The organism is Rufibacter roseus, assembly GCF_001647285.1.
Taxonomy (GTDB): Bacteria; Bacteroidota; Bacteroidia; order Cytophagales; family Hymenobacteraceae; genus Nibribacter; species Nibribacter roseus.
In genome coordinates this window covers 424845-439887 of record NZ_LRML01000001.1, presented here as the reverse complement: position 1 = coordinate 439887, position 15043 = coordinate 424845, and the positions used below count along the sequence as shown (strand labels likewise).

Annotated in this window: 10 protein-coding genes; 9 read left to right on the top strand and 1 reads right to left on the bottom strand. The window is 48.6% G+C overall.

The annotated features are described in order from the left end of the window. The first annotated feature begins 87 nt into the window (after positions 1-87). From A8O23_RS22030 to A8O23_RS01420, 3 genes are all read left to right on the top strand, one after another. Positions 88-3423: a PKD domain-containing protein gene (locus tag A8O23_RS22030; RefSeq protein WP_153042032.1), complete on the top strand. Its 3336-nt coding sequence runs from the start codon at positions 88-90 to the stop codon at positions 3421-3423. A gap of 9 nt (positions 3424-3432) precedes the next feature. After that, positions 3433-4464, top strand: coding sequence for a PorP/SprF family type IX secretion system membrane protein (locus A8O23_RS01425; RefSeq protein ID WP_066615896.1), 1032 nt, complete (start codon positions 3433-3435; stop codon positions 4462-4464). A gap of 320 nt (positions 4465-4784) precedes the next feature. Then, a complete protein-coding gene (locus tag A8O23_RS01420; protein ID WP_066615589.1) occupies positions 4785-5351 on the top strand; it encodes a hypothetical protein in 567 nt (188 codons plus the stop codon). 92 nt (positions 5352-5443) lie between these two features. On the opposite strand, the gene A8O23_RS01415 is transcribed toward A8O23_RS01420, so the two are convergent. Continuing rightward, on the bottom strand, positions 5444-5992 hold the full coding sequence (locus A8O23_RS01415; RefSeq protein ID WP_066615587.1) for an REP-associated tyrosine transposase: 549 nt from the start codon (positions 5990-5992) through the stop codon (positions 5444-5446). 488 nt (positions 5993-6480) lie between these two features. On the opposite strand from A8O23_RS01415, the gene A8O23_RS01410 reads away from it, so the two are divergent. The 6 genes from A8O23_RS01410 (at position 6481) to A8O23_RS01385 (ending at position 14878) form a co-directional block, all read left to right on the top strand. Then, positions 6481-7320: a CvfB family protein gene (locus A8O23_RS01410; protein WP_066615581.1), complete on the top strand. Its 840-nt coding sequence runs from the start codon at positions 6481-6483 to the stop codon at positions 7318-7320. A gap of 33 nt (positions 7321-7353) precedes the next feature. Beyond that, positions 7354-9852: a DUF5916 domain-containing protein gene (locus A8O23_RS01405; protein WP_066615579.1), complete on the top strand. Its 2499-nt coding sequence runs from the start codon at positions 7354-7356 to the stop codon at positions 9850-9852. A 19-nt stretch (positions 9853-9871) separates the two neighbouring features. After that, the gene (locus A8O23_RS01400; protein ID WP_066615577.1) at positions 9872-10534 is read left to right on the top strand and encodes an oxidoreductase; all 663 of its coding nucleotides are present in this window, start codon (positions 9872-9874) and stop codon (positions 10532-10534) included. 905 nt (positions 10535-11439) lie between these two features. Then, positions 11440-12222 (top strand): SAM-dependent methyltransferase, encoded by a 783-nt coding sequence (locus A8O23_RS01395; protein WP_066615571.1) that lies wholly within the window; start codon positions 11440-11442, stop codon positions 12220-12222. A 198-nt stretch (positions 12223-12420) separates the two neighbouring features. Then, on the top strand, positions 12421-12927 hold the full coding sequence (locus A8O23_RS01390) for a hypothetical protein (RefSeq protein ID WP_066615570.1): 507 nt from the start codon (positions 12421-12423) through the stop codon (positions 12925-12927). Between the two features lie 214 nt (positions 12928-13141). Further along, on the top strand, positions 13142-14878 hold the full coding sequence (locus A8O23_RS01385) for an alkaline phosphatase D family protein (RefSeq protein WP_066615568.1): 1737 nt from the start codon (positions 13142-13144) through the stop codon (positions 14876-14878). The last annotated feature ends 165 nt before the right edge of the window (positions 14879-15043 follow it).

Here is a 15043-nt window from a genome sequence, read left to right as displayed (position 1 = left end):
CTATTTTGCCATAGCTCCCGCGCAGCTTGTTTTCTTCTTGCGGCTTTCTGTTGAGGAGTGAATGTGGTCCATCTTAGCCTGTCTCCTGTGAAACCTTTCTATTACCTTAAGTTCATTTTGTCTTTTTGCCTGCTCTTGGCTTTCTCTGCTTTGGCAGCAGCACAAAATACATCAAACAAAGGTCGGGACTTCTGGATTGGATACATGGCTCACATTGAAAATGAGGTAGTTAATCCTCAGAATGGGGTATCTAGAATGAACCTCTACGTTACTTCAGATGTGAACACCACCGTTTCAGTTACGGTAGGTAGCGGGGCAGCCACATCTTATGAAGTAAAAGCTAATTTGGTCACGGTAATTTCAGTATCACCAACTTTGGCTTATGTAGGTTCAAGTGAAGTGATTGAGAAAAAAGCCATTCATGTTACTTCTTTGCATCCGGTGGTGGTGTACTCCCACATTTATCACCAAACTAAATCTGGGGCTACGTTGGTGCTGCCCACGCCTACGTTAGGTAGGTCTTATTACTCTATCAACTATAATCAAACCTATTTAGATTCTAACCCCAGAACCTCTACCTCGCAGTTTATGGTGGTGGCGCTGGAAGACAATACCGTAGTGGAAATCACTCCCACGGCTCCCACCCTGTCTGGAAATCCTGCCGGTAGAACGTTTTCGCCCACCAGGCCGCTCATGCGGGGCGAGGTGTACCAAGTGCGTTCCTACCAAGATTTAACAGGCTCAAAAATTGAGTCTGTGAGCTCAGGTTCTGACGCTTCCTGCAAACGGATTGCTGTTTTTTCAGGAAGTTCCTACACCTACATTCCGCAGCCGTTCAACTGTCCGTTCAGAGCCAGTGGTGACAATCTGTACCAACAGCTATACCCCATCACTGCCTGGGGAAAAAACTTTGTGACGGCGCCTTTTGCCAGCCGGAATTCAAGTGAGATTTACAGAGTTCTTGCATCTGAAGACAATACAGCCATCACTATTAACAACACCACCGTTACGCGCAACAAAGGGCAATTCCATGAGTTTGAAAATACTGGCACCAACTACATTTCAGCGGATAAACCAGTACAGGTAACCCAGTACACCAAAAGCCAGCACTGTGATGATGTACTCAGTGACCCCGACATGGTGTTGATTAACCCGGTAGAGCAGACCCTGAAAGATATCACGCTTTACTCCTCGCCCTACTTCCAGATTTCAAGCCATTTTATCAACGTAACCATGAAGGCGCAGGACACGGCCACTTTTAGACTTGATGGCCGCAAAGTGCCGTTCCTCACAGTTCCGCAAAACACAACTTATGCCTACTCCCAAAACCAAGTGGCAGGAGGTAATCACACCCTAACAGCAGACAGCGGTTTTAACGCCATGGCCTATGGTTTTGCCGAATACGAATCCTATGCCTATTCGGCGGGGGCTAACGTTACTAACCTGAACCAGAACATAACGGTGCTTTCTGATAGTATCTGCGATGGACGGAATCTGCGGTTCAGGGGGTTTGCAGCTTACCAACCACTGGCCTGGAAGTGGTATTTCGGAGACGGGAGCACTTCCACAGATCAGAACCCCTCTCACAAATTCGCCAACGCCGGCACCTATACCATTTCACTGGTTACCACCAAAGCCAACGCAATAGACTGTAATTCAAAAGATTCAACATATATTGAATTAGAAGTGCATGACACCCCGATAGCTAATTTTTCGTTTGTCAGTCCGTGTACCAATGACAGCACCCGTTTTACAAATGAAACCCGCTTAAATGCCCGTGAGGTAGTAACGGGCTGGCTCTGGGATTTTGGTGATGGCACCATGTCTACGGAACAGCACCCTGCTCATTTATATAAAACGCCCGGCACCTATACGGTTCGTTTGTCTGTGGTCACGGAGGCACTTTGTGTAAACGACATCACAAAATCTGTGGTCGTTACCGATCCGCCCAAACCCAGTTTTACTGTGCCTGTTGCCTGTGGCATGGCCGCTACTTTCCAGAACAGCACCCCAGTACCTAATGGAAGCACTATCAGGTGGCAATGGGACTTTGGCGACGGCACTGCCCGAAGTACTGCCCGAAATCCCAGCCACACCTACGCCGCCCCCGGCACTTATCTGGTAAAGTTAAAAGCTATAAACGCCGGCGGCTGCGCCGATTCTGTACTCACCAACATAACGGTGAATCCTAAACCGGTGGTAAGCTTTGTATTACCAGACATTTGCGTACGCGACGAAGCTGTATTTCAGAATACTTCCACTATTTCCTCTGGTACTCTAACTTATAAGTGGGATTTTGGCGATGGCGGAACTTCCACTGACCAGCATCCGCGGCACCAGTACGCCTCAGTGGGCAACTACGAGGTAAAATTGGTGGTTACCTCTGACAAAGGCTGCAGCGACAGTCTCTCCACCACCTACACTGTCAATGGTGCTACTCCCGTAGCTAATTTTTCTGCTTCTTCTTTCTGTCAGCAGGAGTCTGTTTCGTTTCAAGATGCCAGCCAGGTGCAGTTTGGTAAAATAGTACGGTGGCAATGGGACTTTGGAGACGGCACCAGCTCCACTGAGCAAAATCCGCAGCATCATTATGAGGCAGCGGGCACTTATCAGGTAACATTGCGGGTTTGGTCCGGAATTATCTGCACCGACGTCATCACCAAATCTATTGAAGTTCTTCCCAGCCCTTCTACTGGTGCTATCATCCCCTCTGCTGCCTGTACTGGCCAGCCGGTTAAGTTCATTAATACATCAACTGATAATGGCAGCGCCCCTCTCTCCTTTTTATGGACTTTTGGCGACGGCACTACCTCTACTGACACCAGCCCAACCCATACATACACCCAAACTGGCAGTTACTCAGTAACCCTTGTTGCCACCGCGGCGAACGGATGTACCCAAATAGCCATGCAAGACATCACCGTCACCACTACTCCTTTGGTAGAGGCCGGTGAGGGAGGCACCATTGTTCAGGGCGAGAATATTGCTTTAAGCGGAAGCGGCGAAGGTACGCTCTTATGGTCTCCGGCTACGGGATTAAGCGACCCTGCCATTGCCAACCCCATTGCCTCACCCATGGAAACAACAACCTATTACCTGACCGCAACCTCTGCAGAAGGCTGCAATGCAGTAGATAGCGTGGTAGTGCAAGTCATGAAACGGCTGAACATACCCAAGGCATTTTCGCCAAACCGAGATTTTGTGAATGACACGTGGGTGATTGAAGGCGTGGAGGAGTATCCGAACGTGCGGGTAGAAATCTTTAACCGTTGGGGTGAGTTGATTTACACTTCCACCGGCTACCCTACTCCTTGGGATGGCAAACGAAACGGCAAAGATTTACCCGTTGGCGCTTACTACTACATTATTGATCCACAGAACGGCAGGGCTAAATTCTCGGGCTCCGTTACCATATTAAGATAAACCATGGCTATGAAGAAAAACTTCCTTCTCGTTTGCCTGGTGTTGGCCTCTTACTTGGGCTGGGCGCAGCAAATACCGCATTACAGCAATTATATGCTGAACCCGCTGCTGCTCAACCCAGCGGTAACGGGTGTAGATAACTATCTGGATTTACGCACCGGCTACCGCAACCAATGGTCAGGGTTGGAAGGCGCGCCAGAGTCTTTTTACCTGAGTGCCCACATGCCTATTGCCCGCTTAGATTATGTGAACCCGCCTTCGTCTTACCATCAGCAACCGCAGCCCAAACGGTCTAAGTACCTGAATAACTGGCGGCCGTTCCACCGCAACACTACGCAGCAGATACCAGCCAACCATGGCCTTGGGCTATTGGTGCAGGTTGACCAAGCTGGCGGAATGAAACGCACCGATGTGCAGGCTACCTACGCCTACCACCTGCCCGTAACCGGCACCATGAAACTGGCCGCTGGCGTAGCGGCCGGCATTACCCAATACGGTCTCAACCGCGACCAGATCAGTTTCATAGACCCAAGTGACCCTGTGGTGAACGAAGAAAGTTACCACCGCATTAGGCCTAACCTATCGGTGGGTTTGGTGGCCTATGACACCCGTTTTTTTGCGGGCGTTTCTTTTGCGCAAGTGTTGCCGGCTCCCTATACCTTCCGCACCTCTGACCCAGAGGTACCTGCCCAGCAGCAGCGCCACTTTTATGGGCACGCTGGTTACCGTATCATTATCTCCAGAGATGTCAACTTTATTCCATCGGTAGTGGTGAAATACGCTGACCCTACGGCCTTGTCTTTTGATGTAAATGCTAAACTGTACCTGCGCCAGTTCCTGTGGCTAGGTGGCTCATACCGACACAATGACGCAGTCACCGCATCAGCAGGCTTCCACTGGAAAAACAAGATGCACCTCGGCTACGCCTACGACCTCACTACCTCCGCCCTAAACACCGTAAGCACCGGAAGCCATGAAATCATGCTGGGACTCACCCTGTTTAACAAGCAAGGCGTGTTCTCTAAATCTCAGTATTGGTAGGAGGCGTTTTAGAGCTTTTTTGCGAAAAGAGGGCTAAAACGGTTTTGGTTGTGTAGCTGGCGTTGTTGCGGATTGGCCGGAACGGAGTTCCTGCTGATTCACTATTAGTTTGGAGTCGCCCTTTGGAAGACTCCAAACAGCGGGGGGGAAAGTAGGGCTAAAACAGGTTTGGGTTGTATAGCTGGCGTTGTTGTGGTTTGGCCGGAATAGAGTGCGGGTTGGTTTATGGGGAGTTTGGGTTACCTTTTGGTAGACTTCAAACAGCGGGGGTTATAATTTACACCTATAACCACAAACCAACTTTAAAATAGAATCACTTTATGAAATTAAAAATTAAGTTTTTATTATTCGTTTTCCTACCTTTTGGATTGACGGCTTTGAAGTGTGGAACCCAATCTAGCAATCTAATAAATAAACTTTCAATTAAAAATGAGCAATTAATTAATATTGTTGACAGTATTCAAATGGTAGCACAACAAGGTACTTTTGTGCCAGTTAAAACTGTGTACCTTATTAAGATTAATAGGGAGGGAAATCAGTATGAAGTGAGTTTCGCTTTATTCGAGAAAAGCACTTTTGGTACTTATCTAAGCAATAAGAAAGATAAGCCGCTAGGGTATTTTAATTCAAATAATTCAAACGTTTTTGTTTTTGGCGAAATTCTAGAGCCTTTTTTCAAAGTGGAAACGGGGAAGTCGAAGCAGTTTCAATGTTTTGCAGAAGCTAAAAATGATTCAATTAATTATCCTTTAAAACAAAGCTTGCTGAAAAATAAAAATACTCCACCAATGCCACCAGTTGTAATAGGAAGAATTGTTTGGGTATATCGTTATGAAGATGGTAAGTTGAAGTTTGTAGACCAAGGCTCTTTTCCTATGCTTGAATAACAATAAATTTCACCATTCTCCCGCTGTTTGGAGTCTTCCGAAGGGTGACTCCAAACTTAAAATAGAAATGGAAGTCTTCGACTTCCTGCCGGCTACAGCAAAGACACCGGCAACATACCTTCTCCGCCGGCATAATCTAGCGCGCTGGAGTACAAGTAATGCTCTGGCTCCGCTACCAAACCGGCCACTACCGGATTCTGGTGCATGTATTGCAGCTTTTCTTCCTTGAACTTATTTGAGAGCAGCTCAATGGGATGATTGTCTTGCCGCCAAAACTGATACTGTGTATTCTTGCCATTCTTCTTCCCGGCCGACCTGAAAATCCAGAGCATCCAATTTCTGCGGCTCTCCTGCGGGTTGTTTTCGATGGCTTTAATGATTGAAGAAGACGTGAATTTCTTAAAATCGCGCAGAATGTCAGACAAGGCGAATCCTTCCTGGGCAGCGGCAATCAGGTGCAGATGATTAGACATTAGGCACCAGCCATACAGCAACAGTCCTTTTTCTTTTTGGCAGAACCGCAGACTTTCCACCACCACCTCAGCATACTCCCTCCGCGTGAACACATCTACCCACTCCACCACGGCAAAAGTCAGGAAATGAATTTCCTGCTGGTTTCGTATTTGATAGCCCGCCTGCATAGAAATTAATACGGAAAATTTTTCTTCAGTTTCCGGTCTGTTTTTGGGAAACAGGCCGGAAACAGGAGTGATGCTAGCTGCTTCGCAGAAATACTGTTCTTCCTTTTGGTTCGGAACGGAGTTCCTGCTGCTTCATTTTAAGTTTGCAGTCCTCCTGCGGAAGACTTCAAACAGCAATTTCCTTTCGGCCATTTTAGCAAACCCCATTGCTTAATTCATATTCTAGTTTTGAAAAACTTGCAGGAAACCCTGTATAAAACTATAATAAACTATAGTATTCCGCTGCTTTGAGTCTGCTGACCTCCAACTCCCAATGAACCTGCAGAAAATCCGTTCCGGGCGTACCTCAACAGAGCCAACCGTTCAAATCAAACCTATTTTCGGCCTCTTTTCCTAAAAACAGCTCCAAAACATTAATCATTGCTCATTAATCAAGGTGCCGTATAGATTTTCTACCTTTGCCGTAGAATACACAAACGCTGCACCTTATGCTCAACCTTGGCGATTATAACTATCTGGAAGTTCTCCGCGATGTGGAACACGGCCTATATTTGGGCTCTGACGACGGAGATATTCTGCTGCCCCGCAAGTATGTTCCGGAAGGTACCGCCATTGGCGACATGATCAGTGTGTTTGTATACCGCGATTCGGAAGACCGGATCATTGCCACCACCCTGGAACCCAAGGCCAAGGTAGACCAGTTTGCCTGCCTACAAGTGAAAGATGTCACCAACTTCGGGGCGTTTATGGACTGGGGCCTGGAGAAAGATTTGCTGGTGCCCCTGTCTAATCAGCACGAAGACCTGCATACTGGCCAATGGGCGCTGGTATACCTCTACTTAGACGAAAACTCAGACCGCATTGTAGGCTCTACCAAACTGGCGCCGTTCTTGAGCTACGAGCCTATTAAACTGCAAGAAGGCGATAAAGTGAATCTGCTAATTGGTCCGGAGAAGGCACTGGGCTACCAAGTGATTGTGAACAACAGTTATTTGGGAATGCTGTACCGCAACGAGGTCTTCAGGCCGCTGCAGCCGGGTGAGTTTACCCAAGGCTTCGTGAAGAAAGTACGCGAAGACGACAAGCTGGACGTAAGCCTGCAAAAGCAGGGCTACGGCGAAATAGAACACGCCGCCGACACCATTCTGCAACGCCTGAAAGCTGACAAAAACGGTTTTCTCCCGCTCACTGACAAAAGCGAGCCAGAGAAAATTTACCAGACCTTGGGCATGAGCAAGAAAACCTTCAAAAAAGCCATTGGGGCTTTGTACAAGCAAGGGGTGGTGCAGCTGCAGCCAGAGGGAATTCAACTTATCCCTGCTTCCTGATTTTAGCCAATTACAAAGCGGCTCACCCCTTTTATGAAACACCTTTTGCTTGTTGCCTTCTTGTTAGGCAGCCTTAGCACCTCTTTTGCGCAGCAAGGTGCCACCGCACCAAAGAAAACGGTAATTGCCGTCAGAACCGCAACCCCGCCTAAGTTAGATGGTTTGCCCACCGAACAGGTTTGGCAACAGGCCACGCCGGCCACTGACTTTATTCAAACCGAACCCATGAGTGGAGCACCTTCACGGCAGCGTACCGAAGTGCGTTTGCTGTATGACGATGAAGCCGTGTACGTAGGCGCCATGCTGTATGACACCGCGCCAGACTCTGTGCTCACCCAGCTAAGCCAGCGCGATGGAGGCCAGGTTAACACTGATATGTTTGGGGTGTACTTTGATACCTATTTTGATAAGCAAAACGCCTTTGGTTTTGAAGTTTCCGCCGCTGGGGTGCAAACCGATTTCAAGTCAACGAGCAACGGCGAAGACTTTGCCTGGAACGCGGTCTGGGAAAGCGTGGTGGCGCGGCATGACCAAGGTTGGTCAGTAGAATTCAAAATACCGTATTCGGCCATCCGTTTCCCGAAGCAGGACGTGCAGAAGTGGGGCATCAATTTCTGGCGCTCCACCCGCCGCTACCGCGAGGCTTCGTTCTGGAACTTTGTAGACCCCGCCTTACAGGGTTGGATCAATCAATTCGGCATAGCCGAAGGAATAACTGGTTTGAAAGCGCCGCTACGGCTGTCGCTCATGCCTTACCTATCGGCCTACGCCGACCACTTCCCGCACAACCAGGAAGGTAAGAAAAACCTCACCACCACTCTCAACGGCGGCATGGACATTAAGTACGGCATCAACGACGCGTTTACCTTAGACATGACCTTGGTACCGGATTTCGGACAAACCCAGTCAGACGCGCAGGTGCTCAACCTTTCTCCGTTTGAAGTGCGTTTTGACGAAAACCGGCAATTTTTCACAGAAGGAACCGAGCTCTTCAACAAAGCAGGACTTTTCTACTCCCGCCGCATTGGTGCTCAGCCCATCAACTATTACAATTTAGAATATGACAGGTCTCGCTACGGCGAGGGTGCCGTAGTGGTGGAAAATCCGGAAAGAACCAGCCTCATCAATGCCACTAAAGTTTCAGGCAGAACAAATCAAGGCTTGGGCATTGGGGTTTTTAACGCTGTTACCCGAAACACCTTCGCCACTCTCCGTAGCGGCACCACCAATGAGGAGTTCGAAATCCTCACCGACCCCGCCACCAATTACAATGTGCTGGTGCTGGACCAGAGCTTGCCCAACAGCTCGTACGTAACGCTTACCAACACCAATGTGACCCGGAGCCGCGGTTTTTACAATGCCAATGTGACAGGTTTCATGACCAAACTCACTAATAAAAAGAACTCCTACACGCTCAACCTGACCGGCAACCTGAGCCAACGCTACCACAAAAACGAAGTACCCGAAGGAGAAGACAAAGTAGAGTTGGGCCATGCCTATTACGCCAGCTTCGGCAAAACCAGCGGTAATTTTCAGTTCAGGCTGAATCACAGCACCGAAACGCACACCTATGACATCAATGATCTGGGCTACCTCTCCAATAACAACGTTATGGAGAACGAAGTAAGCCTCAGGTACAACATCTATAAACCTTTCTGGAAGCTGAACAGCCTTTATAACTCAATTGGTGTGGAGCACCGAATGCTCTACAAACCATTTTCTTTCAGCCGAGTGGTGTATTACCTGCAGACCAACGCCACCACCAAGAAATTTCTTTCCTTCGGCTACTCGCTCGTTTGGCTGCCTACGAATAATTACGATTATTTTGAGCCCCGCTCCTACGCAGACGGGGTGCCTAACCGCAAATTCAGGGCACCGGCTGGCGGCGAGGTAAACGGCTACATCTCCACCGATTACCGTAAGAAGTTTGCCGTTGACTTGAACGGTGGCTTTTACCGTTCCCCCGAATATGACCAAACCGATTACTGGGTGGGCTTGAGCCCCCGACTGCGCGTAAACGACAATATGCAAGTGGTGTACGGTGTCAACTACAGCCAAAATTTACGCTCCTTTGGGTATGCGGGCACCGGGCGGCAAGACAGCATTTTCTTCGGCAACCGCACTGTACATACCGTCAACAATACACTTACGGGCACCTATATTTTCAATGCCCGCACGGTGCTCAACCTGAACATGCGCCACTACTGGTCCGATGCTCGGTTCCTTGAGTATTACCAACTTCTGTCTGACGGCAATTTAAGTCCGCTGGAGTACACCCCTGCCTCCTCCTGGGCCGCTAACCGCAACTTCAATGCCTTTAATATTGACTTGGTGTACAGCTGGCGTTTCGCGCCCGGCAGCGAGTTGAGCGTAGTGTGGAAAAATGCTATCTATGACAGCCTTATACCTGAACGCACCAATTATTTCCTTAATTTAGGCAACACGCTACAAGCCAAACAATTGAACAGTTTCTCCGTTAAGGTTTTATATTATTTAGATTACCAGGAAATCAGAAAAGTGTTAAAGTCTTAACGAACCACACCCCAGAACCATGGTCTCTGCTAAAGTTGCGCTTATTGCCGGTGCCAGCGGGCTGGTAGGCAGCCATTGCCTCCAGTTGCTGCTGCAAAGCCCCAGGTACAGCAGAGTAATTGCCATGGGCCGTTCACCATTGCCAGTACAGCACCCCAAACTGCAGCAACTGATAGTAGACTTTGACCACCTGGAGAAGCACCGCCACAGCCTGGTAGCCGACGATGTGTTTTGCTGCCTGGGTACCACCATCAAAAAAGCCGGTTCCAAAGAAAACTTCTACAAAGTAGATTACACCTATGTCATGAAGCTGGCCAAGCTAACCGCCTCTCATTTTGCCACGCAGTTTCTGGTAGTGTCTGCCTTGGGTGCCGATGCCCAGTCACGCATCTTCTACAACCGTGTGAAGGGTGAAATGGAGGAGACCGTGAAAGCCATGCCCTTTACCGCCGTGCATATTTTCCAGCCCTCGCTCCTGCTGGGCGACCGTCAAGAGTTTCGCTTAGGCGAAAAGGTAGCGGCAGGTTTTGCGAAAGTGTTTGGCTTTCTGATGCAGGGTCCTCTAAAACCTTACCGCGCCATAGAAGCCAAAACTGTTGCCAAAGCCATGCTAGAAGCCGCCAAACAAGACGGCGGCGGTGTGCTGGTCCACTCCTCTGAGCAGATGCAGCAGCTTCATTAATTGTTGATTGTTATTTGCTGATTGTTGATTTTGCGTTTTAGGCTTGTTTTTGGGAAAAGAGGCTTAAAACGTTTATGGGCAGAGATGCTCGCAGGTCCTCCGGACGCTACGTGATCTTTTGAGCAGACGGTTCCGCGGTGCAAATAAAACTCACAGCCATTTTTAAGCTTGCAAAGTCTTTGCGTTTTAGGCTCTTTTTTTGAAAGTCAGCCCGAAAACGTCTTTGAAATCTATTTTGAGAAATAAGCCTTACAATATTTGAGCTCTACCCTTTGTTTCTACCAAATAAAATATTGATGCGCGCAGCGCGAGTGTCTCTACCCAGGAACTACAGAAGTAGAAAGCAACAGCCACAGTTCAAGAGCAGCACAACCAGCAGGATTGGAACCGTTACCAGCCGTGGGGATGAGCGCCTCGCTTTGAGCAGTGCCGCGGCAGCGGCAAGACCGAAGGTCTAGTGAAAAGGGCAGTGCGAATCCACAGGGCGGGGCCTCGCGGCCGTGAGCGCACAGAGCCAGAGAAACGGAGAAGACTGTCTTGTGAGACCTTGGATCAACAGAACCCACGCCAGCTCGGCAGCGGAAAGAAAGGGTAAGGCATGTCCGGTTTTAGTTGTCCGTGAGAACACGCAATAACGCCGGTGGGTAAAGCGCATAAAACTAGGCTTTGGTTTTCAAGGCTGTTAAGATCTTAGGAGAAGCGTACGGAAAAGGGTTAACCAGCCCGCTGCTGTGGCTGAATATAAACGCTAGTCTTGTAAAATCTTCGTTAGATCCTTCGGCTAGCGATCAGGATGACCGAGAGAAAAGGGAAGCATTGCTTATGAGATTAAACTCAATTCCTCGGCTACTCCCCTTCAACCCTACACCCATCAGAACCGTACAGCCTCCAAACAAAATTCCACCATGTCCGCAGCACCTCCTCAAATCAAACAGCATTTCCCCCGGAGTGTACAATATGACCCTAATTGGGTGCGAGAGCATTCTATGGGTGAGAACGTGCTGTTTAACTTAGAAAGTATCACCTCGCAAATCCCGCTGAAGAAAGGCATGCGCGTGCTGGATTTGGGTTGCGGCAAGGCAGCCAGCTCCATTTTTCTGGCCAAAGAGTTTGGGGTACAGGTTTGGGCCGTAGATGATGCCATTTCTGCCACCAGCAACTACCGCCGTGTACAGGAAGAAAAACTAGAAGACCATGTATTCGCCATTCAAGCCGATGCCCGGGCCCTGCCTTTTCCAGAGGAATTCTTCGACGTAGTGCTGGTTATTGACTCCTACACCTACTTCGGCACCGACGACAAGTACCTGCCCTACATCTGCCGTTTCCTGAAACCCGAAGGCTATATTGGCATTGTTGATGTTTGCTTTAAAGAGGAAATTGAGACGCTGGACCAGGTACCTGATTTTCTGCAGGAAGATTTTCAAGCCTACTGGTACTTCATTCATTCGGTGCCGTGGTGGCGAAAGCTTTGGGAAAAGACAGGCTTAGTGCACATTACCGTAGCTGAACACTTGCCCGCCGCAGACCTGATCAGGGAGCAATATGTGCAGGATGCCGAGAAAAACCCACGACAGAAAGACCCGTTTGCCAAAGCTTTAAAAAAAGATAAAGAGCAGAAAATCAGCTTTTTTAGGTTGGTGGGGCAGCGTACTGGCAAAGAAGCCTACCTGCAGTCTTACAAAAAATAGCTAAATTGCAGCTACTAAAGCAAGGAGCAGCCTTGTCAGGTTCCGGCTCTATTTTTTTCAGAGTCGGTAAAATAATAACAGATTCTTAGCAGTTTTGTAGGGGCAAGGAACGAAACAACTGTCTCTACAGCGTGTTCTGCTGCGGTTTTACATGAAAACCGGTATGAAACATGCACAAAAGCAAAGAATCTTTTTACTATGAAAAACAAGAGTGTTATTTTTGGGCTGGGCTTGGTACTGCTGAGTCTTAGCTTTGGAACCGCCAAAGCACAGGAATTTGGTTTGGGTGTTCGGCTTGGAGGTTATACCTCCGGCATTACTGGCAAGTACTACATGGGCAATAGCAGAGCCATTGAAGGAATTCTAGGCACTAGCTTTGGCAGAAGAGGATTTCAGCTAACCGGGCTGTATGAAATTCACGCTGATGCCCTGGGCATACAGAACCTGCAATGGTTTTATGGCGTAGGTGCTCACATTGGCTCCTTTGCCGGACGCCACTACTACAAACGCGGCCACAAATATTATCATGACTCATACCATGACCAACTCACTACGGTGGGTATAGACGGAATTGTAGGTTTGGAATATCAGATTACGGAGATTCCGATTTCGGTAGGCCTTGATTTTAAGCCATTTATCGATGTCAACCAAGACGGTCTCTTCTTGTTTCCAGATGGAGCTCTGACCATCCGGTACATTTTCTAATGCTTCCCCAAACCTACTTGAAAAGCCTGCCTCGTGCAGGCTTTTTCTATTTTTGAAGCTTCTGTTTTAGGGCTGCTTTTAGAAAAACAGCCCTAAAACAGAAGCCCGTAATTTTCAGATAACAATTAGACTAAAACTATAATAAAAGCATTACACGCAGCACTGAAGGTTTGCTGATTCTCCATAATAAATTAGGGTCTCATTAAACCCTAACATGAAAAAGCATACCCAATTAACCTCTTTGAGCCGTAGAAGCTTTCTGCGCAACTCCGTTGTTGCTGCTACCGGTGTCGCCCTGTTGCCTTCTTTTCTTGTTGGCTGCTCTACCGATGATGATGCAGGTGCCGCACCCACTGGGGAGTATGGATTCTTTGAAGGAGTAGCCAGCTTTGACCCTACCCAAGACAAAGTAATTCTTTGGACCCGCTACACACCTGCTTCCAATGAAACCGGCAAACCCGTTATTCTGCTTGATGTGGCCACTGATGCAAGTTTCTCGAGGGTGGTAGTGAGCGAATCGGTGGAGATTGATGCCGCCAGCGACAACACTGTTCATGTAGATGTAAGCAACCTGACATCCAATACCAAATACTACTACCGTTTTAGGAACGAGAAAACAGGTGCCGCCTCTGTAACAGGTGAAACCAAAACGTTACCCAAACCCGGAGAAGCCACCGAGGTGAAACTGGCGGTGGTGTCCTGCGCCAACTTTCAGGCGGGTCTGTTCAACGTGTATGGGGCAGTGGCTGACTCAAACGCAGACGTGGTGGTGCACCTAGGCGACTATATTTACGAGTACGGAGTAGGTGGTTACGGCACAACAGCCCAAACCGCAGCCCTGGGCCGCGAGCATAAACCCGCCGGAGAAATTATAGCTCTGGAAGATTACAGAGCCCGGTACCGGCAGTATAGAAGTGATGAGCAACTGCAGAGAGCTCACCAGTTAAAGCCTTTTATTTGCGTGTGGGATGACCATGAAATCACGAACGACGCGTACAAAGACGGCGCGGAAAACCACCAGCCAAACGAGGGCGACTACAACACCCGTAAAATGGCGGCCCTGCAGGTGTGGCATGAGTACTTACCAGCCCGGGTAACGGACAATGCCAAAATCTACCGGAACTTTGAAATTGCCGGTATCGTGAACTTAATGATGCTGGATACCCGCATTATAGGCAGGGACAAGCAGATTGACTATGCCAACTATTTTACTTCTACCGGCCTAAACGCACCCGCATTTCTGGCCGCCTGGCAAAACCCTTCCAGAACGCTTCTGGGTACGGAGCAAAGAACATGGCTAAGCAACAAGCTACAAACCAGTACGGCTAAATGGCAGGTGCTCGGAAGCCAGGTGTTAATGAGCAAAATTTTTATTCCGGCTGAATTATTATTGATGACAGCCCAGATTGCCGCGGGCAGCGCCACGCCAGAACTGTTGCTCCAGTTTAACACATTGGTCACGCAGCTGGCTACCATAAAAGCCAGAATTCAGCAGGGAGACCCAACGGTGACCCCACAAGAAAGAGCGCGCGTGGAGACCGTGTTACCGTACAACCTTGATGCCTGGGATGGCTATCCGGTAGAAAGAGAAATGGTGTTTGCCGCCGCCACCGGCAAAAAGCTTATTTCATTGGCCGGAGACACCCATAACGCTTGGTACGGCAGCTTGACCAATGCCGCAGGAAACGAAGTAGGCGCCGAGTTCGCCACCGCCTCTGTTTCCTCACCGGGTTTTGAAGCCATCTTCGGGAAATCACCGCAAGTTTTAGCCGGGGTAGAGCAGGCGTTTACTTTACTTGTAGATGACCTTAATTATCTGAATGCGTCGCAAAGAGGTTATGTCATGGCCACCTTTTCTAACAATAACGCTGCAGCTGACTGGAGATATGTAAGCACGGTAGAAACCAAAAGCACCGCTACCACCTCTGGAAAGACTGTTACAGAAGCATAGTTTCATTGTAGTTAATTTAAAAGGGCGAGGCTACTAAATAAATAGCCTCGCCCTCTGCTTTTCAGAAGTGTAGCAGTGCTTTTTTAAATTTCACTTTACGCACCAATTAAAATTAAAAAAAAGGAGAGCGGTATTTTCTTAGCCTCATGTCCGCAAAAAGCTTTA

Coding starts and splice junctions, on each gene's coding strand:
- A8O23_RS01405 (WP_066615579.1), top strand. CDS start 7,354: ATGAAACACCTTTTGCTTGTTGCCTTCTTGTTAGGCAGCCTTAGCACC.
- A8O23_RS01415 (WP_066615587.1), bottom strand. CDS start 5,992: ATGCAGGCGGGCTATCAAATACGAAACCAGCAGGAAATTCATTTCCTG.
- A8O23_RS01400 (WP_066615577.1), top strand. CDS start 9,872: ATGGTCTCTGCTAAAGTTGCGCTTATTGCCGGTGCCAGCGGGCTGGTA.
- A8O23_RS01410 (WP_066615581.1), top strand. CDS start 6,481: ATGCTCAACCTTGGCGATTATAACTATCTGGAAGTTCTCCGCGATGTG.
- A8O23_RS01390 (WP_066615570.1), top strand. CDS start 12,421: ATGAAAAACAAGAGTGTTATTTTTGGGCTGGGCTTGGTACTGCTGAGT.
- A8O23_RS01420 (WP_066615589.1), top strand. CDS start 4,785: ATGAAATTAAAAATTAAGTTTTTATTATTCGTTTTCCTACCTTTTGGA.
- A8O23_RS01425 (WP_066615896.1), top strand. CDS start 3,433: ATGAAGAAAAACTTCCTTCTCGTTTGCCTGGTGTTGGCCTCTTACTTG.
- A8O23_RS01395 (WP_066615571.1), top strand. CDS start 11,440: ATGTCCGCAGCACCTCCTCAAATCAAACAGCATTTCCCCCGGAGTGTA.
- A8O23_RS01385 (WP_066615568.1), top strand. CDS start 13,142: ATGAAAAAGCATACCCAATTAACCTCTTTGAGCCGTAGAAGCTTTCTG.